Below are 20,576 nucleotides of genomic sequence, written 5' to 3'. Positions count from 1 at the left end.
TTTATAGTTTTATTTTTTAGTTTGACCAGATAGTTCAACAGACTTTTGCGTACAACGCTGCATAGCTGAAATAATCGCTGTTCGTAATCCTTTTTCCTCTAATGTTGCAACAGCTTCTATTGTCGTTCCGCCAGGAGAACAAACCATATCTTTCAATTCACCTGGATGTATTCCTGTTTCTAGTACCATTTTTGCAGAGCCTAACACAGCTTGAGCAGCGAATTTATATGCTTGATTTCTTGGCATACCATCTAGTACAGCAGCATCTGCCATCGCTTCTATAATCATATATACATAAGCTGGTGAAGAACCACTTACAGATGTTACAACATCCATTAATTTTTCACTTACGATCTCTGTTTGACCAAAACTATTGAAAATGTTTAGTACATCTTCTAAATCTTTTTCTGTCACCATTTCATTAGGGCATAATGCAGACATTCCTTCTCCAACAAGAGCAGGAGTATTAGGCATTACTCTTACAACCTTTACTTTTTTATTAAATGCATTTTCAGTACTTTCAATACTTTTCCCAGCAGCGATCGTAACGATGATAGCATCGTTTTTGATTACTTCTTTTATTTCATTAATTATTGATGCGTATAGGTCTGGTTTGATTGATAAAATTAAAATATCAGCATTTTTAGCTACTTTATTGTTGTCGGTAGTTGTAGTTAGCCCATATTTTTCACTAGCATTTTTTAAATTAGCAGTGTTTAAATCTGAACAAATAATTTGATTTGAAGACACTATATTTTTGTTTATCATTCCGCCAATCATAGCCATTCCCATATTTCCGCAACCGATGAATCCAATTTGTTTATCCATAATAACTCAATCTTGCTCCTTTTATAATCAATTATATCGGTTTGATATTATTTTCTTAGAATAAGAATAACATCCCTGTGCAATATAAAGAAACATTCTAAGAGAATATATTCCTTTTTGCAACACTAAAAGATAAAAATTAATTATATTCGACATTATGTAAATATATACACTATAATGTAAGGTTTTATGTTTATGAATATGAGTTAAACTTATATCATTTTGTATTTTCATTCAGTAGGGCGATAATTTCATACAAATAACTTGTGGCTCTATTTATTTTTAAAAATACCTCTTGACACCGAATCGAACTATATCGCATAATATAAAAAAATTAGATTGAAAATCGTTGAAGGGAATTAGTACATATGTCTTCTTGCGAAAGAGAGTGGAATTCACCGGCTGAAAGATTCCTCGTATAGAATATATCGAACCTATCCCTGAGTCTTAAATGAAAGTTTAGGCGTTCGCCTGCGTTATAGGCACCAAGTGGATATCTATGTATATCAATTAAGGTGGTACCGCGGAACAATGACCGTTTCGTCCTTTTTATTTTATTAAGGGCGAGGCGGTCATTTTTATTTTGCTCTTAAATACTTCAGTGCAGCATTGATGAGAATAGATATAGTTACAAAGTGAATGAAGTGTAATTTATAAAAAACTTTGATTTTAGACTTGGGGGATAAAAAAGTGAAAAAACAACGAGTTGTTGTAAAGATTGGGAGTAGTTCCTTGGCAGATAGTCACGGAGGCATCTCTACAGAACAGCTTTCAGATCACGTTGCCGCATTGGCTCGGTTGAAAGAAGATGGGCACGAGGTTGTGTTAATTACATCTGGAGCCGTCGCTGCAGGTTTTTCAGCGCTAGGATATCCTAGCAGACCTGTAACGATTAAAGGGAAACAGGCTGCAGCAGCTGTCGGACAAAGTTTGTTAATGCAGGCGTACACGGAGGAATTCCGTAAATATGGCATCGTTACTGCGCAACTTTTGCTGACGAGAAGTGATTTTTCTAGAAAAGAACAATATAGTAATGCTTACGCTACGTTAGGAGAATTATTAAACCGTGCCGCTCTTCCAATTATTAATGAGAATGATTCCATCTCTTTAGAGGAGCTAACGTTCGGTGATAATGATATGCTATCAGCTTTAGTAAGCGGGCTTGTTTCGGCGGATATGCTTATGATCTTTACGGATGTGAACGGGTTATATGACAAAAATCCTCAGAAAAATGCGGATGCAAAAAAATATTATTTTCTTCCTGAAGTTACGGAAGAAATTTCTTCTCTTGCAGGAGATGCTGGCTCAAAACTTGGGACTGGCGGTATGAAATCAAAAATCGATGCTGCAAAGACAGCACACTCTCTTGGTGTGAGTGTATTTATCGGAACAGGACGTGGACAGGAAAAGTTTGTAGATGTTTTGAAGGGTAAGGGTGATGGAACGTATGTTGGTAATGCTCCTCAAAAAGAAATGAAGATGAACAAGCAATGGATTGCCTTGCATTCGCTTGTTAGTGGACAAATCGAAGTAGATGCTGGGGCAGCTACTGCCATCATTCAGCATGGGAAGAGTTTACTTCCAGCTGGTGTTACGAATGTATCAGGATTTTTCCAAGTGGGTGAAGTTGTAGAGGTTGTAACGCAACAAGGACGCGTAATAGGAAAAGGACAATGCACATATAGTGCAGAGGAACTAAGAGATGTAAAAGGTATGCAAAGCCAACATATTCAAGTAAGAGGCGAGAGACATAGTTATGAAGTCATCCATAGGGATCATTGGGTTTCACTTTAAAAAGGAGGAAATAAAAATGAATGAAGTGTTGGCAAAGGGGATAAAAGCAAAAGAGGTTGCTAGAGAACTTGTGCTTAAAACTACAGATCAAAAAAATGAAGCACTTGCTGCAATTGCTAATCAGCTGATAGTAGAAACAGCTTATATTTTAGAAGAAAACAAACGGGATATTGAAGAAGGTAAGGAGAAAGGATTTTCTCATTCACTCCTTGATCGCCTTATGCTGAATGAACAGCGTATTGTTGATATGACAGAAGGGATTAAGCAGCTAATTAAATTACGTGATCCTGTAGGAGAATGTGTAAGTGCATGGGAAAGGCCAAATGGACTATCTATTCAGGAAATGCGCGTACCACTTGGTGTTGTTGGGATGATTTACGAGGCAAGACCGAATGTAACAGTGGATGCTGCTACAATTTGTTTGAAGACAGGAAACGCAGTCATATTACGTGGTAGTTCTTCTGCTATTCATTCTAATAAAGCCATCGTTGCCGTTATTCACAGAGCGCTCAAACAAACAAGCTTACCTCAAGAAAGTGTACAGCTTATAGAAGATACAACGCGAGATAGCGCGAAGCAGTTGTTTACAATGAATGATTATCTAGACGTTCTTATTCCAAGAGGTGGCAAACAATTAATCGATACTGTTGTGAGGGAAGCGTCTGTTCCAGTACTTGAAACAGGTGCGGGGAATTGTCATATTTTCATTGATGAAACAGCGGATAAACAAATGGCATTTGATATTATTATAAACGCAAAAACGCAGCGTCCATCTGTATGTAATGCAATTGAAACGATTGTACTTCATGAGAAGTGGGCAGAGCACTATGGTAGCGAGTTGTTTTCTTCCTTGAAGGAAAGAGGAGTGGAGCTACGTGGTGATAATAAAGCAGTGGAGATTGATCCTTCTATCTTACTTGCGACAGAAGAAGACTGGGAAACTGAGTTTTTATCTCTCACACTAGCAGTGAAAGTGGTTTCCACTGTTGAAGAAGCGATTCATCATATAAATACGTATGGATCTATGCATTCTGAAGCAATTATTACTGAAAACGAGGAAAACGTCAGCAAGTTTTTTACTTCTGTAGATGCCGCGGCACTTTATCATAATGCATCGACTCGTTTTACAGATGGATCCGAATTTGGATTCGGAGCGGAAATTGGTATCAGTACACAAAAGTTACACGTAAGAGGACCAATGGGGCTTCCAGCATTAACTTCTACAAAATATGTGATTCGTGGAAATGGGCAAATTCGAAAATAATAATAAAAGACACTCAATTGGCTGATATGATCCCCTTATAGTAGACAGAAAAAAGAAAGCACATTAATCTGTTTACTATGGAGGGGATTTTTCTATGGGTAAAATTCGAGTAACTTATGATATGGAATTCAAGAAGAAAGCAGTAGATTTATATATAAAAGAAGGAATGGGCTATAAAACTGTTGCCAAGGAATTAGGAATTGATCACTCGGTCGTAAGGCGTTGGGTGAAACACTTTGAAGCCGAAGGAATCAAAGGGCTAGAAGAAAAACGTGGTAAAGCGAAAGGATCCGGTTTAGGCAGACCAAGAACGAAGCCAGAAGATCCAGAAGCAAAGATAAAACGATTAGAAGCGGAAAATGAAATGCTAAAAAAGCTCTTAAAGATGTAAAAGGAGGAATGGAAGCTGTATCCAAAACGAAAAAATTTGAAGTTATCCATGAGATGATAAACACAGGGCACACGGTTACCATGTTATGCGAGATTGCTGGTGTAACCAGAGGTGGATATTACAAATGGGTAAAGCGGTATTCAGCACCTTCTGAAAAACAATTGGAGGATGCTGAAATCAAGAAAAAGATTGTAACGTGCTATAAAAAACTGAAAGGAATTTATGGCTACAGAAGAATACAAGTTTGGTTGAAAATCACCTATAATCTTCATATTAATCATAAACGAGTACAGAGACTTATGAAGGAATTAGGTATCAGATCCGTTATTAGGAGAAAACGTCCTTATTACGGAAAGAAAGAAGCCTATGTGATTTCAGATAACCATCTAAACAGAGATTTTCAAGCTTCCAAACCGAATGAGAAATGGGTAACAGACATTACTTACTTAATTTTCAATGGACAGAGACTATATTTATCCGCGATTAAAGATCTATACAATCATGAAATTGTCGCCTATGAAATCAGCCGTAGAAACGACTTGAAGCTTGTGTTAGATACCCTGAAAAAGGCAAGAAAAAAACGAAATGTAAAAGGAATTCTTTTACACAGTGATCAAGGGTTTCAATATACATCTCGACAATATAACCAATTACTAAAAAAATATCAAATGAAGGCAAGCATGTCACGAAAGGGAAATTGTTGGGACAATGCTTGTATAGAAAACTTCTTTAGTCATTTCAAGTCAGAGTGTTTCCATTTATACTCTTTCCGTAAGGCTGATGAGGTGAAAGTTGCCGTGCGCAAATATATGTACTTTTATAATTATCAAAGATTTCAAAAGAAATTAAATAACCTGAGTCCATATAAATATAGAACTCAGGTTGCTTAATTGTGCTTTTTAAAGACTGTCTACTTGACAGGGGTCACTTCAGGCTTGGGTGTCTTTTATTATAAAAATTATTTACCATACAAATAGCCCAACGAGCATAGCACTTAATAAAGAAACAGCCATCCCGCTAACAAGAAGCTTCCAAACATTTTTACCGATGACTGATGATTTTTCTCCGCCAAATAATGAATTGTAAGTTCCGTAAATCATACCTACTGTACTAAAGTTAGCAAAAGAAGCTAGAAATGTCGTTGCAACCGCAACCGTATGCGGTTGTAACGACTTTAAGTTTGATTTTAAATCCATCATTGCAACAAATTCATTCGTCGTTATTTTGATCCCCATTAATTCAGCTACATACATAGCATCACTGCCTGATAAACCGAGTAAAAATGCAAAAGGACTAAAGATAATGGAGAAGATTTTTTGAATTGTTAACCCCGTTACAAAAAATCCTAAAATCCCATTTAAACATGCTGTTAAAGCTACATAACCAATTACCATAGCTAAAATAACGATAACCATATTCATCCCAACTAACATACTGTTTGAAATAGTAGAAAAGAAATCCTTTTTTTCATGTTTTGAAGGTGTGTAAACAACGTCTTCTTCTTTCGAAACTTCCACAGGATTTAATACATTGGCTAAAATTAATGCGTTAATACAATTTAATGGAATGGCGCTGAAAATATATGTTGCTGGCACCATTGATAAATAAGCGCCAAGAATGGATCCGCTTACGCTACTCATACTCATAATTCCAAAAGTTAATAATCGATTTTCTTTTAACACAGATAATTGATCACGAACAACCGCAAGTGCTTCGGTGTTTCCTAAAAACATCATTTGAATCGAAAAGAAACTTTCTAACTTTGGTAAACGAGAAATCTTTGAAATAACTGCACCTACTTTATCAATAATCCAAGTTAAGATTCCGAAATAAGATAGAATATCGAAAAAAGTAATAACAAAAATGATAGGAAGTAACGCACTAAAGAAGAAATCAATGTGCTGACTTTCCATAGCTGAAGGAAATGCAAATCGAATACCTTCATTCGCACATGCTAGTAGCCAACTGAAAAATGACGCAATTTTATTAATGATAATACTGCCGAGCTTTGTGCCTAACATAAACCATGTAATAAAAAGCTCCAATAGGATGAGAATTACAATTGGTCTCCATTTTATATGTTTTTTATTAGGCGAACATAAGAAAACGATTAATATGACAACGAAAATCCCTAACATATTCAATATGAAATACATGTCAACAACTCCTTGAGGCTTATTATTTGTATATAAAAAAGCCTCTATTCTTCCAAATTTGGATTATGATCAGAAGTTATGAAGAGGGTAAATGATGTTTGGGATTCACGTATTTTAATTTGCTTTATTTTGAGCAATCGCAGTAATTACAAAACAAGTAGCTATTTTCAATTGCTTTGTTGGATATTAAACGTATGCGATTTTAAACATCGTTTATCTCGGATTAACGGGCAGTAAGACTTTTACCTCAAAATTCAGGGAAAGCAAAGAAGTTAGGTGGGAGTGGGCTGCCCGCAAAATCCCGATTGGTAAGAGCTGATTAAAGTTTCACTTTATAAATAAGAACGGTGAGTTGGCCATGAACCTTGAAGTTTCCGAAGCTGTATAATTTGTCCTGTATGATAAGCATCATGCAAAAGGATATTCATATATTGTTGCCAAACTGGTAGAGAAGGACTTAGTTGATCTAGTTCTGCTTCTTGAAGGGCGGTTAATGAAGATTGTAAGGCATCATGTACTTGAAGTGTTCGCTTTACTGTTTGTTGCCAAGCGTTATCATCATTAGGCTCACCTTGGATAAAGGTTTCATCATTATTTTGTGGAGCAACAAATGTATTATCTTCATGTAAGCGGGAAAGTAAGCGCTCTTTAAAAATTAATAAATGGTTCACATTTTCCCAAATCGTATTACTGGCAGCACCTTCTGGTTTCCAACATGCTTGTTCAGCAGTAAGATTTTTTAACGCTTCAGATATCGGTGGGTACCATTCTTCCTCGTAAAAAACTTGTTGGACTCCATTTTGCAACATTTCTTTTCTTCCCATTCTTATAGCCTCCTGTTCATTTTTCTTAATAAAATCAATTCGCTTTTCTCTTCAATAAACCTTCTCTATAGTTGAACAAGAGAGTGAAATACAACTTATAACAGAGTCATTAAAAAACTTCATTTTTAATAATCAAGGCTTTCATTGAGTCAGAATGAAAAGAGTATAAACCTTTTTCTGTTTGCTCATTGATCAAAGTTTTTTTAAAATTGCAAAACGGTTCTAAAAATATAGAAGGTAAAATTCGATAAAAATAGAATATGTTATATAGCAAACAAGGAGGGGATAAAAATGGAGGTCTATCACATAACGAGCAGAAAAAGGGAAACATACAACGTTCAGGTGAAATATTCGATACTTTTCGAATGTGCACTTGGCATTGCTGCGATTACTCATAAAAGGTTAATTGATACACTTGAAAAGACTCAAAGTGAATGGGAAGAAATTAAGGAAGCATTAACAGAAGAAATGAGAGAACACTTACAGTTTGTAGAAGAACATAATACGTGGAAAGCATTACTCCAGTTATTGTATGAAGAGGATTTTCAAGATTTATCGCAGTTTAAGTTTAAAATTGATTCACTTTCAGAAGAAGATTTGAAATTTATATGTTTACCGTTTTTAGGAAAGAAGTATGAAGAGAAAAGACGTTTAGCTGCAACGGGAGTTGTATGTGCAATACACGAACTAAAGGAACTAACAGATAATCATCAGTTTTTTTCTACTTATATTAGCTTTATATGTAATGTAGATGTACAAGTGCTGAAATCGCATTTAATCGCTGTTATGACAGGTTGGTATGAGAGTGTTATTAAAAGAGAGGAAGAACAAATACTTTCTATATTAAAACGAGATTATGAAGCAAAAAATGAAATGAATAAAAAGATGAAACCAGAAGAGTTTGTTGAGTGGGCTACTGGTGGCATTAACTATATGCCAGAACCAAGTGTTCATCACGTGCTTCTTATCCCGCAAATGACGTACAGACCGTGGAATATTGAAGCGGATATTGATGATACAAAAGTATTTCATTATCCAGTTGCGAATGAAAGTATTCATCCTGAAGATCCGTATGAACCGAATTATTTTTTAGTTCAAAAACATAAGGCTCTTGGAGATGAAGCGAGATTGCGAATTGTAAAAATGTTGTTTGAAAAAGAACGTACATTACAGGAAATAACGGAAAGATTACAGCTTGGTAAATCGACTGTACACCATCATTTGAAATTGTTACGTGCAGCGAAGTTAGTTGATATACATGACGGAAAATATGTATTAAGAAAGAAAGCAGTACAGTCTTTAGCGAAAGAATTAGATATGTTTTTGAATAGATAATTAACAACGGGAATGTACATAAAGGGAGGAATATAAAAGAAAAGTTGGTGTGTGAAATTGAAAAATATATTGAAAAATCGTTCTTTCTTTTTCATGTGGATTGGTAGTGCAATCTCAGAATTAGGAGGGGCTTTCGGAACGTTATGTAATTCAATTCTAGTATATGAGTTAACAGGATCGGAAATGGCTTTAAGTAGTATGTGGCTATTATATTTCATCCCATCACTCATACTGCAATTAATAAGTGGCCCATTTATTGATAAATGGAGCCGGAAGTGGATTATGATTTTTTCACAATGGATACGGGCATCCGTATTCTTATTACCTTTGGTGATGCTAGTTACAGGTAGTATAGAAGTTTGGCACATTTATGTTGTTCAAATTGTAGTGGGACTTATTACACCTCTTTATACACCTGCGAGTCAGGCAATTACACCGAGCATTGTAAGTCAAGGACAACTTCAAGACGCAAATGCGTATATTGATGGAATGACTCGTCTCATGATGTTTCTTGCGCCAGTATTAGGTGGAGTAGTAATTCATTTCATTGGAACAGAACTTACATTATCTTTCGTATGTATTTGTCTATTTGTTAGTGGTGCTTTCTTACTTTATATAAAAGAAAAGAGAACTACAACAGATATACGAAAAACGTGGCTAGAACAATTTCTTCAAGGTTTTACATATTTTTTTACAAAACCAATCATCGTTTGGCTCGGTATATTTCTTACTTTCGTGCAGTTTGGAGTAGGGGTAACGATGGTCACAAATCTTCCTTATATAAAAGACGAGCTGTTAGCGGGATATGCAGAGTACGGCTATTTTATGGCAGGTTTTCCACTTGGCTACGTAATTGGATCAGTAGTAGTCGGAAAAGTAACATATAAAAGCCGGCGTATACTTATGCTTGGAGGATTGTTTATAGGGGGGCTCACATACATTTCATTAGGGTTCAATCATAGTATTATCATTGCAATAATAATTGAAGTAATAGCAGGGATTTGTATTGCATTTTTCAATGTTCATAACACAACAATATGCCAACAAACCGTGCCGAATAATATGATAGGACAAGTATTTTCAGTGCGTTTATTTTTCATACGATCCGCTATGCCGTTAGGTGTGTTAGTAGGGGGAATATTGAGTGAAATGTGGGGAGTAAGAGTGCTATATTTAATTATCGGTGCAATTATATGTGTCACCTCTTTAATAGGGATGTTACTTCCATATTTCAAATTTTTAGATGAGGCGATAGAAAAGAAATCAGCATAATTCAAAAAATTAAAACTTTACAATTGAAAATAATTATCATAATCAATTATAATAGAAGAATACTAGTATTCGTATTACGAAGAGGGAGTGGGATATATGTTTATCGAAACGAAAACATTTACAGTAAAAGAAGGTACATCAAATATAGTTGTAGAACGTTTTACTGGAGAAGGCATAATTGAAAAATTTGAAGGATTCATCGATTTAAGTGTTCTCGTTAAAAAAGTAAGACGCGGTGACGAAGAAGTTGTCGTAATGATTCGCTGGGAATCGGAAGAAGCATGGAAAAACTGGGAAACAAGTGAAGAACACTTAGCTGGACATAGAGCGGGACGTGGTAAACCAAAACCAGATCATATTATTAATGTGGATCATGCGGTTTATTATGTGAAATCATCGAAATCGGCTTATCAACGTTTCAAAGCTTAATAGTAATCATCAAGAGTAATCATTTGAAGGTGTATAGAATTTAAGTATGTATCATATTAGAAGAAGGATTATGAAAGTTTCACTGTAAAGTAAAAAAGACAGACTAATAAATAGTCTGTCTTTTCACATTAATTCTTCACATCATCATAAAGTTCAAGTGCCTCTTTCACATTCAATCCATTTTTTACAATGCCATGTATTGCTTGGATCATCGCAGCTGGGTGCTCGGATTGCCATATGTTTCGGCCCATGTCTACTCCAATTGCGCCTTCTTGCAACGCATTGTACGTAATGTTTAATGCGTCTTCAATTGAATCTAGTTTGGGGCCGCCCGCGATGACTACTGGGGCAGGGCATGTGCTCGTTATTTTTTCGAATCCTTCGCAGTAATACGTTTTAATAATATCAGCACCCATTTCAACACATACGCGGGAAGCAAGTGCTAGAAAGCGAGCTTCACGTTTTTGTAATTCTTTTGCGACTGCGGTAATGCCGAGTACTGGCAGGCCGTAATCATGAGCTTCAGAAACTACATTTGCGAGATTTGTAACAGTTTGTGTTTCATAGTCTGATCCAATGAAAACAGAAACGCCAACGCCAATTGCGTTTTGTTTTACTGCTTCTTTCACAGGTGTAACAATTGTTTCATTCGCTAAATCTTTACCGACGACAGTAGCGCCGCCAGATACACGCATAACCATCGGTGTGCTGCAGTTTTCAGGAATACAGGAGCTAAGTACACCACGCGTTAAAAAGAGAGAATCCGTGTAAGGAAGTAAGTTTTTTACTGTTTCAAGTGGTTGTTCTAGCCCGTGAATTGGCCCTAAAAAGTAGCCGTGATCTATCGCTAACATTACCGCTCTGCCATCAGGTAAAATTGTATTTAATCGATTTTTAAATCCCCAAGTCATTCCAAATCACTCCTTCGTTAATGTTGGATTTTCCATTTGTACTGTATCTTTATTTGGTAAATGTGGTGACTTAATAAAAACTGCTTTAAAAGGTTTGTCAGAATGGTTAATCAGATAGTGAGATTCATGAGGGCGAACTTGCAGGACATCACCTTGTTTAATCGGAACTCTTTCGTTATTTACATAGAAGTCTATTTCACCTTCTAACGCATAAAAAACTTCTTCACACGTTGTATGGTAATGATTTTGAAACTCTTGCCCAGGCTGAATGACAACAAGACCAAGATCAATATTCGGGCCTTGTATTAAATATTTCGGCCCGTTATCACCGAAGCGATAGGAGAAATCATTTTCATTCGCTTTTAACATACAGTTCACTCCTTTATGTAAATGTGTTACAGTGCACCAGGCGCAATCCACATATGTGTTGTAAGTCCTTTATCAGCTAATACGAGTTGACTGCTATACACGGTTTTCCATGTTTCATAGAATTCCTTGTATAGCTCGTGATTTTCAGTGATTGGTTCAAATGTATTTTCCCACTGTACAAATTGTTCGGCAGTCTCTTCCAGAGATGTATATATTCCAGCGCCAACTCCAGCAGCAATCGCAGTTCCTAAAGAAGCTGCTTCTTTCACAACGGGTACTTTTACAGGAATACCAAGGACGTCCGCTAGAATTTGTGGCCATAGTTTTCCTTTAGCAGCACCGCCAGCAAAAATGACTTCAGAAGGGAATGTTCCTGTGAGATTTTCTATTAATTTTAAGTTACCAAGTGTAACGAAGGCAGCATTTTCTTCAATAGCACGAAACAGTTCTTTTTTTCCGCATTTGTCAGCGTCTAAACTTAAATTTAAAAAAGAAGGTGCGGCATGACGCCAAGAAATGTAGTTCATAACGTTTGAAAAAGTAGGGATAATACCATATGAACCGACAGGTACGTCTTTCGCTTGTTCTTCTAATAATTCATAAGCATCTACACCGAGTTTGTCAGCAAGTTTCTTTTCTTCTTGGCAAAAAGCGTCTCGAAACCAGCGCATAACGAGACCTGGGAAAAAGGCGATTGTTTCATATTGCCATAGGTTCGGAACGACGTGACAATTTACTCGAATTGCAGCATGTGGATCTGTTATTGGCTCAGTAACATTCACTTCTTGTTGCCAAAAGCTGCCGCCGCATATTAAAGTTTGATTTGGGTTTACGACTCCAGTCCCGAGTGCTGCCATTTGAGCATCACCGCCGCCAGCGACGACAGGAATCCCTTCAAGTAAACCAGTTAGTGTTGCACACTCTTTTGAAACATTACCAATCACAGTGCCAGCTTCATTTACTTTTGGTGAAAATGGCAAATTTATACCACACTCTTTAGCGACATCGTTATCCCAATTCCTATTTTGTAAATCAAAGATTCCGGACGTACAACCGTTGGAAGGGTCGATTTGCAGTACGCCGCTTAATTTATACAAAATCCAATCATTTAACATCGTAAAGGAGTGAATATTGCTATAGACGTCTGGTTCATGTTTTTTAATCCAAAGTAGACGTGGTAAAGCACCCAATGAAAAAGTTTGCCCAGATTTTCTGTATAAATCTTTTTCAAGATGTGAGCGGATTTCTTTTAGCTCACTAACTTCAGCGGATGCACGGCCATCAACATTTGCACATGCCCATATTTCTTGCCCATGTTTATCATATAAAACAAAACCTTCTCGCATACTTGTAGCGCTAATAGCAAGAATAGAAGAGGCAGGGGTATTGCTTTTTTGAAGAACCTCTTTCGTACATTCTTGTACTAGCTTCCAATTTTCTATTACATCAAAGTTCATAGAGCCTGGATAACGAGGGTCAGATTTGTGAATCCATTCTTTTTGACTTACTGCAATTTGATTACCATGTAAATCAAAAAGAACTGCTCGAATGCTCCCTGTACCAGCATCGAAAGCTAATAAATGGGACATTAACAATCACCATCCTTTCGTAATAAGGAGAGGGCAGTTTCCTCATCGGTAATTAATGAATGAATAAACTTTCCTTTTAAGGCACCATAAATTGCATCTATCTTTTCAGTACCTCCAGCAACACCGACGACATGATTCATATTGCGTAAAATAGAGAGGGGCGTGCCAATTAGACGATTGTGATGCGAGAGCTCTAATAACTCACCATTTGTATTATAAAACTGTCCTAAAATATCGCCAGCACCGTTTTGATTACGAATATATGTCATCTCACGTAGTGTTAATTTTTCTTCTTTTACAATCGTAGCGTCTTGAGATAATCCCCCAATACCGACAACAGCCGTATGAGCAAGTGAAGCGACTTGAAGCATATCTTTTACACTCGGTTCTGATAGAATACTTTGTGCCATTTCGGTTGTAGACGCTAGAAACGGCGTAGGGATAATGTGAAGTTCGCCTTGCATGTAGTGTAAATAGTTTTGTTTTCTCGGGAGATAGTGATTTACCCCGCCTGTTAGCGTTACGATTGAAAGGTTGATAGAACTTTCAAAATGAATGTTTTCTAGCATTTTACTTATCGTTTCACCCCAGCCGATGCCGAGTAAATCACCTTGTTGGAGATGAGTCTCTAAATATTGTGCAGCGGCTTTTCCGAGAGAAGTAGCATAATTGTTTATTGGAGTAGGGATAATGAAAGCATCTTTTAAGTGGAACTTTTTCATTAAGTCACGTTCAATGCTCAAGCAATGCAAACCGGTTCCTTTTACGTGAAATGTAACGATACCTTCACTGCGTGCCTTATCTAATAACCGGACGACTTTATTTCTTGAAATATGAAGAAGTGACGCGATCTCCTGTTGTGTTAATTGGTCTTTATAATAGTACCAAGCTACTTTAGTTAATAAATTTTCTTCAAAGTTCAGCTGAGTCATACTCTTCATCCCTTTCAACAATTGACCACAGCTTAAACATATGTACCATATATTTTGTTTATTCCAGTTGGAACGATTAATAGTACGTAGAAAAAAGTGTTCTAGATATAAAAAAAGGAATATACAATGCTACAAAACAAGTAGAACAAATAATCATTTTCTTAAAAAATGTTCTGGGTAAAGGCAGGTGACATCATGTGGAGAATGTGCCCTTATTACAAGTGAAGAAAATGAGTAAGGCGTTTTCGAATCAACTTGTGCTAAAGGAAGTGAACTTACAAGTAGAGCATGGTGATATATACGCTTTAGTTGGTGGAAATGGCGCCGGGAAATCGACATTAATGAAAATATTAACGGGGTTATATTCGTATGATGATGGAGAGATGTATGTAAAAGGAAAGAAGCAACAGTTTTCAAATCCATCAGAAGCACACCGAAAAGGTATTTATTTAATACCGCAAGAACCACTCATTTTTCCGCATATGACTATTGAAGAAAATATATGTATCGGGTTAAAAGAAAAGAAAAAGAAACTAAAAGTACAGATTCAGCAATTGATTAGCAGCTTAGGATGGGATATTGCCCTTAATAAACTAGGAGGAACATTATCGATTGCGCAACAACAGTTAGTAGAAATCGTTAGAGGATTAATAAGAGAAGCTGAGATTCTTATTCTAGATGAGCCAACATCGACATTAACAACACACGAAATTAAGAGTCTTTTTGTGTTGATGAAAAGTTTACAAGAAAAAGGAATTGGGATGATTTATATTACGCATCGTTTTCCAGAAATATTTGAAATTGCCAACAAAGTAGCAATACTACGTGATGGAATGGTTGTAAGCCAAGGTGATGTATGTGACTATACATATGACATGCTGATGGAGGGACTATTGCCAAAAGGATATAAACAGAAAGAGAAAATAGAAGTAGTTCAAGAGACAGCAAAGACGAAAAAAATATTAGAAGTGGTTGATATAAATGGTCACGCATTCGAAAATATATCATTCACTGTACATGCGGGTGAGGTTGTAGGTGTTGCTGGCATTATAGGATCTGGCAGAACGGAATTAGCAGAAGCGATATTTGGATTGAAAACTATAAAATCAGGGTCTATCTTATTGGGTGGAAAATCAATTGATACGTGTTCTTTGCATAAAAGGCTAGACGAAGGCCTAGTTTATGTGCCAGAGGATAGAGTGAGGAATGGAATTTTCTCAATTGCTTCTGTTAAAGAAAATATTGCAGCAGCAAGTTTATATCAAAATAATCGCTTTTTTATAAATCAAGAAAAAGAAAGCGCTTTAGTTAATTCGTTTATAGAACAGTTCCGAATTGTTGTACAGAATATGAATAAAGAATTGGCATCTTTATCAGGAGGTAATCAGCAGAAGGTCGTGCTTGCGAAGTATCTTGCATGTAATCCTAAAATTATTATTCTTGATGAGCCGACTCGCGGAATTGATGCGAAAGCAAGGCTTGAAGTGTATGAGACGATAAAAAAAATGAAAAGGGAAGGACTCGCAATTTTATTAATCTCTTCAGATGTTGAAGAAATTATCCAATTAGTAAACCGTGTATATGTAATGAGAAATGGGCGATTTGTTTCTCATATGGAAAAAGAACAACTGAGTGTGAATGAAGTTACACGCCTTGCATACGGAGGTGTAACGGAATGAAACGTATGTATAAAATGCACGAAACGTCTATCATAATGTTACTACTAATTTATATAGCTATTGTAGGGATGATAAACCCTAGTTTTATTCAATTTACCTCGTTATCTTTACTGATGAAATCAAGCGTTATTTTAGTCGTGCTAGCAATCGGTCAATCGTTCGTCTTATTTACGAAAAATATAGATGTATCAGTTGGTTCAAGCATGGGATTAAGTGCAGCAGTTTGCGGAATGATGTTAACGAATGGGTATAGTGCATTCTTGTCGATATTTGTAGCTATTATACTTGGGGCCATTATCGGTTTCGTAAATGGTATTGGAGTTGCGAAGTTTCGGGTACCAGCCATTATTATGACATTAGGCATGTTAGGAATTGTTAGAGGTGCAATGTTAATTTTCACAGGCGGGAAGTGGATTGAAGATATTCCAAACGATTTTAAGCAGCTGTCATCTATCATCATTCTTGGTTTACCTATAACTGTATGGTTCGTTCTTATTATTTTACTACTACTATACTTCTTTTTAAGAAAAGTGCCATTGGGAAGATACTTTTATGCGGTAGGTGATAATGAAGATGGCGCGAGGCTTATTGGTATACCTGTTAATAAAGTGAAGATATATGCGTTTATGATTTCAGGCATAAGCGCTGCGCTCGCTGGTTGCATATTTGTTATGAATATCGGGTTCGTTCCAAATCAAACTGGTACAGGAATGGAACTACAGGTGATTGCAGCTGCTGTGCTAGGAGGAATTCATCTAAAAGGAGGAACAGGTTCTATATTTGGAGCTGCACTAGGAGCATTGTTTTTAGAAGTGATAAGCAGTTCACTTATCTTTTTAAAAATACCAGCATTTTGGAATAATGCTATTTCAGGTTTTTTACTATTACTTATTATCATATTAGATAGCGTCATGAAGAAGTGGAAAGCAGAAAGGAGAATGAATCTATGAAGTATTTTTACAGATGGGAAGGTGTGTTAATCATATTACTTCTTATAGAATTCATTCTCTTTAGTTTTATAAACAGCAATTTCTTAAATATTAGTAATCTCCTTTTTAGTACAAATGATTTTCTATTCATAGCAATCGCGGCAATTCCAATGACTTTCGTTATTGTAACAGGAGGAATTGACGTATCTGTAGGATCAATTATGGGGCTAACCTCGATTTTAATTGGTGTGTTTTGGATGAATGGAATTCATATTTTACTAGCAGTAATAATGGCACTTATAGTCAGTTGCTTAGCAGGAGCTTTAAATGGGCTTATTATAAAATTGACAGATGTAGAACCACTAGTCGTTACACTCGGAACGATGTTTTTATACGGAGGAATTGCACTCGTTATTTCAGGAGGGGCAGGTGCTTCTGGATATGAAGGGATAAGCGGTTTACCTGATACTTATGTACAACTAGCAAATGGTAGTTTTATAGGAATACCCAATTTATTATGGCTACTTATTTTATTAACAATTGTATGCACGATTTTGTTTCACCGAACGATATATGGGCGCCACGTAAAATTAACAGGCGCGAATGAAAATGCAGCAAAATACACCGGGATTAAGACGAAGAAAGTAGTAATCATTGCTTACATACTTTCTGGGTTAGGAGGTGGATTAGGAGGAGCTTTCTTAACTGCATATTTCGGTTCTGCACGTGCTGATATAGGAAGCGAAACAATATTACCAATCATTACAGCAGTAGTATTAGGCGGGACACTTATTACAGGTGGAAAAGGAAGTATTTTCGGTACTGTACTGGCGAGTATTTTCATTGGGCTCATGCAGTATGGCTTGCAAATGACGGGTTTAACAAATGAACAATCCAATGTAGTAATAGGTATTATCCTTATTCTTTCAGTTATTATGAGACATTTCAAATTACATCAATTTTTAGCGGGGAAAAGACAGAGTTTGCATAAGGGGGAAATGTCATGAAGAGAAAACTAGGGATTGTATTGATTGTATGTATTTGTTTAATCGGTTTAATTGCGTGTTCTAGCCAAACGGCAGATAAGAAAAAGGCTGATGATGTGAAATTTGCATTTATTCCGAAATTAACAGGAGTTGGTTTCTTCACATCGGGAGGTGAAGGAGCAGAGGAGATGGGAGAGAAGCTAGGCGTACAAGTGAAATATGATGGGCCGTCTGAAGCGAGTGTATCAGGGCAAGTAAAGTATATAAATAATTTTATTAACCAAAACTATGATGCACTTATGGTTTCCTCTACATCAGTTGATGGTTTATCGCAATCACTACAACGTGCTAAGAAAAAAGGAATGACCGTCTTAACATGGGATTCTGATGTGAATCCGAAAGATCGTTCTTTTTATATAAGCCAAGGAACACCAGACCAACTTGCTAACTTATTAATAGAAATGACTTCTAAGCAAATTGGAGATAAAGGAAAAGTAGCATTCTTTTATTCTAGCCCGACAGTAACGGATCAAAACCAATGGGTAACGAAAGCGAAAGAAATTATTAAAAAGAAATATCCGAACTGGGAAATTGTAACGACGCAGTACGGTGAAAATAATGCACAAAAATCTTTATCCGTAGGGGAGAACATATTAAAAACGTATCCAGATATTAACGCAGTTATTTGTCCAGATGCAACAGCACTCCCAGCAATGGCGCAGGCAGCTGAAAACTTAAAAATGGATAAAAAAGTAGTGGTAACTGGATTTTCTACACCGAACGTTATGCGTGATTATGTAAAACGAGGAACAGTACAACAATTTGGTTTATGGGATGTAAAACAACAAGGTGCTCTCGCAACGTATGTAGCAAATGAAATTGTTGTAAAAGGTAAGAAGTTAAAAGTAGGGGATAGCTTCGAAGTAAAAGGAATTGGAAAAGTGAAAGTAGAGCCAAACTCCATTCAAGGATATGATTATGAGGCAGAAGGGAACGGAATTATCGTATTACCAGAACGAGTTGTATTTACGAAAGATAATATTGATAAGTATAATTTTTAGTAGACAAAAAAACGTCCGAATATATCGGACGTTTTTTTATTTCTGCATTAATTATGAACAGTTTCTTTTTCGTTTAATCCAAGTGTACGACCAGTAGAAGTGTGAAGGTCTTGGAACAATCTTGGATTTTCAGTTAGTGAAATGCCATATGAAGGAATCATTTCTTTTATTTTTTCTTCCCATTCTACCATGCGGCTTGGGAAACATTTTTCTAATACTTCGAGCATGACGTGAACAGCAGTAGAAGCACCTGGTGATGCGCCTAGTAATGCGGCGATTGAGCCATCAGCTGCACTTACTACTTCTGTACCAAATTGAAGTGTTCCTTTACCGCCAGCATCAGTATCTTTAATTACTTGTACACGTTGTCCAGCAACTACAATATCCCAATCTTCACTTTTCGCGTTCGGAATGAATTCGCGTAATTCTTCCATACGTTTTTCATGTGATAACATAACTTGCTGAATTAAGTATTTTGTAAGTCCCATTTCTTTTACACCAGCGGCTAACATCGTTAAGACATTATTCGGTTTTACAGAACCGATTAAGTCAAGATTTGAGCCAGTTTTTAAGAATTTAGGTGAGAAGCCTGCGAATGGTCCAAACAGTAAAGCTTTTTTATTGTCTATATATCTCGTATCTAGATGAGGTACAGACATTGGCGGAGCGCCAACTTTAGCTTTACCGTACACTTTCGCATGATGCTGCTCTACAACTTTTTGGTTTTTACATACCATAAATAGTCCACTTACTGGGAAGCCACCGATATGCTTTGATTCAGGGATACCAGTCTTTTGAAGTAGAGGTAGGCTACCGCCACCGCCGCCAATAAAGACGAATTTAGCAGTATGATGCTCAATTTTACCACTATTCATATCGTGTACTTTTACTTCCCACAAACCATTTTTCGTGCGCTTAATATTTTCGACACTATGCTTGTAGTTTAGCTCGACATTTTTTGTTTTTAAGTAATCAAACAACATACGTGTTAATGCACCGAAGTTAACATCTGTTCCAGAGTCAATCTTCGTTGCCGCCATCGGTTCATTAGATGTGCGACCTTCCATAATGAGTGGAAGCCATTTTTTTAATGTTTCAGGAGCATCAGAAAATTCCATTCCTTGAAACAGTGGATTTTTTGAAAGCGCTTCAAAACGGTTTTTTAGAAACTCAACATTTTTTTTCCCTTGTACTAAACTCATATGAGGTAGTGGCATAATAAAATCTTGTGGATTACGAATTAATTTGCTCTTTACAAGATATGCCCAAAATTGTCTTGAAAGCTGGAATTGCTCATTCACTTTTACAGCCTTACTAATATCTATAGATCCGTCAGCTTTTTCGGAAGTATAGTTCAGTTCGCATAGCGCAGAATGCCCTGTACCTGCATTATTCCATTCGTTAGAGCTTTCTTCCCCGGCACTTGCGAGTTTTTCAAAAACTTTAATTTCCCATTCTGGTGCTAATTCTTTTAGTAATGAGCCTAACGTTGCACTCATAATTCCTGCACCAATTAAGATAACGTCTGTTTTTTGCTGCATGTTGCTCATGATAATCTCTCCATCCCCTATATTGGCAAAAAAGTGTAGGTGTTTTCTATGTCTAAGCCGTAAAAGAGAAACACCGCCTAGGCCCCACCTAGGTGTATACCTTTTTTGTCTCAATTATATAACCATCTCATACTCTATTATAATAATTAATAGACTAAAATATCTAGTGTTATCTGATAATTTTAAACTATTTAACGTTTTATTCGCTAAAAATCTTATTTAACAAGCTCTTTTAAGGTGGTAAATAGAAAAAAATTACAGTTTGAAATTATCTCGA

General features: G+C 36.4%; 19 protein-coding genes and 1 other annotated feature. Of the genes, 11 read left to right on the top strand and 8 right to left on the bottom strand.

All coding sequences use genetic code 11. From position 1 onward, the window contains the following. Nucleotides 1–9 precede the first annotated feature (9 nt). The gene (gene proC / locus MHB52_RS15170) at nt 10–828 is read right to left on the bottom strand and encodes a pyrroline-5-carboxylate reductase (protein ID WP_000360727.1); all 819 of its coding nucleotides are present in this window, start codon (nt 826–828) and stop codon (nt 10–12) included. Between the two features lie 340 nt (nt 829–1,168). Then, nucleotides 1,169–1,379: a binding site (T-box leader), on the top strand. Nucleotides 1,380–1,518: 139 nt separating this feature from the next. Between proC and proB the strand changes: the two genes are divergently transcribed. The 4 genes from proB (at nt 1,519) to MHB52_RS15150 (ending at nt 5,167) form a co-directional block, all read left to right on the top strand. After that, complete coding sequence (gene proB / locus MHB52_RS15165) at nt 1,519–2,622, top strand: glutamate 5-kinase (protein WP_016118119.1); 1,104 nt, start codon at nt 1,519–1,521, stop codon at nt 2,620–2,622. Nucleotides 2,623–2,638: 16 nt separating this feature from the next. Further along, nucleotides 2,639–3,886 carry a glutamate-5-semialdehyde dehydrogenase gene (locus MHB52_RS15160; protein ID WP_061664933.1) on the top strand — a complete coding sequence of 416 codons (1,248 nt, stop codon included), beginning with the start codon at nt 2,639–2,641 and terminating at the stop codon, nt 3,884–3,886. A 94-nt stretch (nt 3,887–3,980) separates the two neighbouring features. Beyond that, the gene (locus MHB52_RS15155) at nt 3,981–4,277 is read left to right on the top strand and encodes a transposase (RefSeq protein ID WP_046955285.1); all 297 of its coding nucleotides are present in this window, start codon (nt 3,981–3,983) and stop codon (nt 4,275–4,277) included. Between the two features lie 8 nt (nt 4,278–4,285). Then, entirely contained in the window at nt 4,286–5,167 is an 882-nt protein-coding gene (locus MHB52_RS15150; RefSeq protein ID WP_061663695.1) for an IS3 family transposase, read from the top strand. Nucleotides 5,168–5,239: 72 nt separating this feature from the next. Here MHB52_RS15150 and MHB52_RS15145 read toward each other — a convergent pair whose 3' ends face one another. Together MHB52_RS15145 and MHB52_RS15140 are read right to left on the bottom strand one after the other, a co-directional pair. Continuing rightward, nucleotides 5,240–6,433 (bottom strand): NupC/NupG family nucleoside CNT transporter, encoded by a 1,194-nt coding sequence (locus MHB52_RS15145; protein ID WP_000273603.1) that lies wholly within the window; start codon nt 6,431–6,433, stop codon nt 5,240–5,242. 332 nt (nt 6,434–6,765) lie between these two features. Continuing rightward, nucleotides 6,766–7,257, bottom strand: a complete 492-nt coding sequence (locus MHB52_RS15140) for a DinB family protein (protein ID WP_000532722.1) — start codon at nt 7,255–7,257, stop codon at nt 6,766–6,768. Nucleotides 7,258–7,548: 291 nt separating this feature from the next. On the opposite strand from MHB52_RS15140, the gene MHB52_RS15135 reads away from it, so the two are divergent. The 3 genes from MHB52_RS15135 (at nt 7,549) to hmoA (ending at nt 10,293) form a co-directional block, all read left to right on the top strand. Beyond that, a complete protein-coding gene (locus tag MHB52_RS15135; protein ID WP_000454577.1) occupies nt 7,549–8,592 on the top strand; it encodes an ArsR/SmtB family transcription factor in 1,044 nt (347 codons plus the stop codon). A 51-nt stretch (nt 8,593–8,643) separates the two neighbouring features. After that, a complete protein-coding gene (locus MHB52_RS15130; protein ID WP_000769179.1) occupies nt 8,644–9,864 on the top strand; it encodes an MFS transporter in 1,221 nt (406 codons plus the stop codon). 96 nt (nt 9,865–9,960) lie between these two features. Further along, nucleotides 9,961–10,293, top strand: coding sequence for a heme-degrading monooxygenase HmoA (gene hmoA / locus MHB52_RS15125; RefSeq protein WP_000469499.1), 333 nt, complete (start codon nt 9,961–9,963; stop codon nt 10,291–10,293). Between the two features lie 128 nt (nt 10,294–10,421). Here the strand turns inward: hmoA and lsrF are convergent, their stop codons facing one another. From lsrF to MHB52_RS15105, 4 genes are read right to left on the bottom strand one after another with little or no spacing between them, the layout of a single operon-like run. Further along, nucleotides 10,422–11,204 carry a 3-hydroxy-5-phosphonooxypentane-2,4-dione thiolase gene (gene lsrF, locus MHB52_RS15120; protein WP_000219770.1) on the bottom strand — a complete coding sequence of 261 codons (783 nt, stop codon included), beginning with the start codon at nt 11,202–11,204 and terminating at the stop codon, nt 10,422–10,424. A gap of 6 nt (nt 11,205–11,210) precedes the next feature. After that, nucleotides 11,211–11,573 carry a cupin domain-containing protein gene (locus tag MHB52_RS15115; protein ID WP_000909984.1) on the bottom strand — a complete coding sequence of 121 codons (363 nt, stop codon included), beginning with the start codon at nt 11,571–11,573 and terminating at the stop codon, nt 11,211–11,213. Nucleotides 11,574–11,599: 26 nt separating this feature from the next. Beyond that, nucleotides 11,600–13,162, bottom strand: coding sequence for an autoinducer-2 kinase (gene lsrK / locus MHB52_RS15110; protein WP_000018818.1), 1,563 nt, complete (start codon nt 13,160–13,162; stop codon nt 11,600–11,602). Next, the gene (locus MHB52_RS15105; protein WP_061664865.1) at nt 13,162–14,094 is read right to left on the bottom strand and encodes a sugar-binding transcriptional regulator; all 933 of its coding nucleotides are present in this window, start codon (nt 14,092–14,094) and stop codon (nt 13,162–13,164) included. The genes lsrK and MHB52_RS15105 overlap by 1 nt, the downstream gene beginning before the upstream one ends. Nucleotides 14,095–14,291: 197 nt before the next feature. Between MHB52_RS15105 and MHB52_RS15100 the strand changes: the two genes are divergently transcribed. From MHB52_RS15100 to lsrB, 4 genes are read left to right on the top strand one after another with little or no spacing between them, the layout of a single operon-like run. Beyond that, nucleotides 14,292–15,773 (top strand): sugar ABC transporter ATP-binding protein, encoded by a 1,482-nt coding sequence (locus tag MHB52_RS15100; RefSeq protein WP_061664866.1) that lies wholly within the window; start codon nt 14,292–14,294, stop codon nt 15,771–15,773. Next, a complete protein-coding gene (locus MHB52_RS15095; protein ID WP_025117862.1) occupies nt 15,770–16,723 on the top strand; it encodes an ABC transporter permease subunit in 954 nt (317 codons plus the stop codon). The genes MHB52_RS15100 and MHB52_RS15095 overlap by 4 nt, the downstream gene beginning before the upstream one ends. Then, complete coding sequence (locus MHB52_RS15090) at nt 16,720–17,709, top strand: ABC transporter permease (protein WP_000873530.1); 990 nt, start codon at nt 16,720–16,722, stop codon at nt 17,707–17,709. The genes MHB52_RS15095 and MHB52_RS15090 overlap by 4 nt, the downstream gene beginning before the upstream one ends. Further along, nucleotides 17,706–18,749: an autoinducer 2 ABC transporter substrate-binding protein LsrB gene (gene lsrB, locus MHB52_RS15085; protein ID WP_061664867.1), complete on the top strand. Its 1,044-nt coding sequence runs from the start codon at nt 17,706–17,708 to the stop codon at nt 18,747–18,749. The genes MHB52_RS15090 and lsrB overlap by 4 nt, the downstream gene beginning before the upstream one ends. Nucleotides 18,750–18,796: 47 nt before the next feature. Here the strand turns inward: lsrB and MHB52_RS15080 are convergent, their stop codons facing one another. Further along, nucleotides 18,797–20,299: a malate:quinone oxidoreductase gene (locus tag MHB52_RS15080; RefSeq protein ID WP_061664868.1), complete on the bottom strand. Its 1,503-nt coding sequence runs from the start codon at nt 20,297–20,299 to the stop codon at nt 18,797–18,799. Between the last annotated feature and the right edge of the window lie 277 nt (nt 20,300–20,576).

Origin of the sequence: Bacillus sp. FSL K6-0073 (assembly GCF_038006085.1) — a bacterium.
Classification (GTDB): Bacteria; Bacillota; Bacilli; order Bacillales; family Bacillaceae_G; genus Bacillus_A; species Bacillus_A cereus.
The sequence above is the reverse complement of the archived record's forward strand: the minus strand, read 5'-3'. Positions and strand labels throughout refer to the sequence as shown.

What these genes read in the sequence shown, in the direction of transcription:
- MHB52_RS15105 (WP_061664865.1), bottom strand. Translation starts at nt 14,094, where the DNA reads ATGACTCAGCTGAACTTTGAAGAAAATTTATTAACTAAAGTAGCTTGG.
- MHB52_RS15150 (WP_061663695.1), top strand. Translation starts at nt 4,286, where the DNA reads ATGGAAGCTGTATCCAAAACGAAAAAATTTGAAGTTATCCATGAGATG.
- MHB52_RS15090 (WP_000873530.1), top strand. Translation starts at nt 16,720, where the DNA reads ATGAAGTATTTTTACAGATGGGAAGGTGTGTTAATCATATTACTTCTT.
- MHB52_RS15160 (WP_061664933.1), top strand. Translation starts at nt 2,639, where the DNA reads ATGAATGAAGTGTTGGCAAAGGGGATAAAAGCAAAAGAGGTTGCTAGA.
- MHB52_RS15140 (WP_000532722.1), bottom strand. Translation starts at nt 7,257, where the DNA reads ATGGGAAGAAAAGAAATGTTGCAAAATGGAGTCCAACAAGTTTTTTAC.
- MHB52_RS15135 (WP_000454577.1), top strand. Translation starts at nt 7,549, where the DNA reads ATGGAGGTCTATCACATAACGAGCAGAAAAAGGGAAACATACAACGTT.
- lsrB (WP_061664867.1), top strand. Translation starts at nt 17,706, where the DNA reads ATGAAGAGAAAACTAGGGATTGTATTGATTGTATGTATTTGTTTAATC.
- hmoA (WP_000469499.1), top strand. Translation starts at nt 9,961, where the DNA reads ATGTTTATCGAAACGAAAACATTTACAGTAAAAGAAGGTACATCAAAT.
- MHB52_RS15155 (WP_046955285.1), top strand. Translation starts at nt 3,981, where the DNA reads ATGGGTAAAATTCGAGTAACTTATGATATGGAATTCAAGAAGAAAGCA.
- MHB52_RS15080 (WP_061664868.1), bottom strand. Translation starts at nt 20,299, where the DNA reads ATGAGCAACATGCAGCAAAAAACAGACGTTATCTTAATTGGTGCAGGA.
- MHB52_RS15145 (WP_000273603.1), bottom strand. Translation starts at nt 6,433, where the DNA reads ATGTATTTCATATTGAATATGTTAGGGATTTTCGTTGTCATATTAATC.
- MHB52_RS15115 (WP_000909984.1), bottom strand. Translation starts at nt 11,573, where the DNA reads ATGTTAAAAGCGAATGAAAATGATTTCTCCTATCGCTTCGGTGATAAC.
- lsrF (WP_000219770.1), bottom strand. Translation starts at nt 11,204, where the DNA reads ATGACTTGGGGATTTAAAAATCGATTAAATACAATTTTACCTGATGGC.
- proC (WP_000360727.1), bottom strand. Translation starts at nt 828, where the DNA reads ATGGATAAACAAATTGGATTCATCGGTTGCGGAAATATGGGAATGGCT.
- lsrK (WP_000018818.1), bottom strand. Translation starts at nt 13,162, where the DNA reads ATGTCCCATTTATTAGCTTTCGATGCTGGTACAGGGAGCATTCGAGCA.
- MHB52_RS15095 (WP_025117862.1), top strand. Translation starts at nt 15,770, where the DNA reads ATGAAACGTATGTATAAAATGCACGAAACGTCTATCATAATGTTACTA.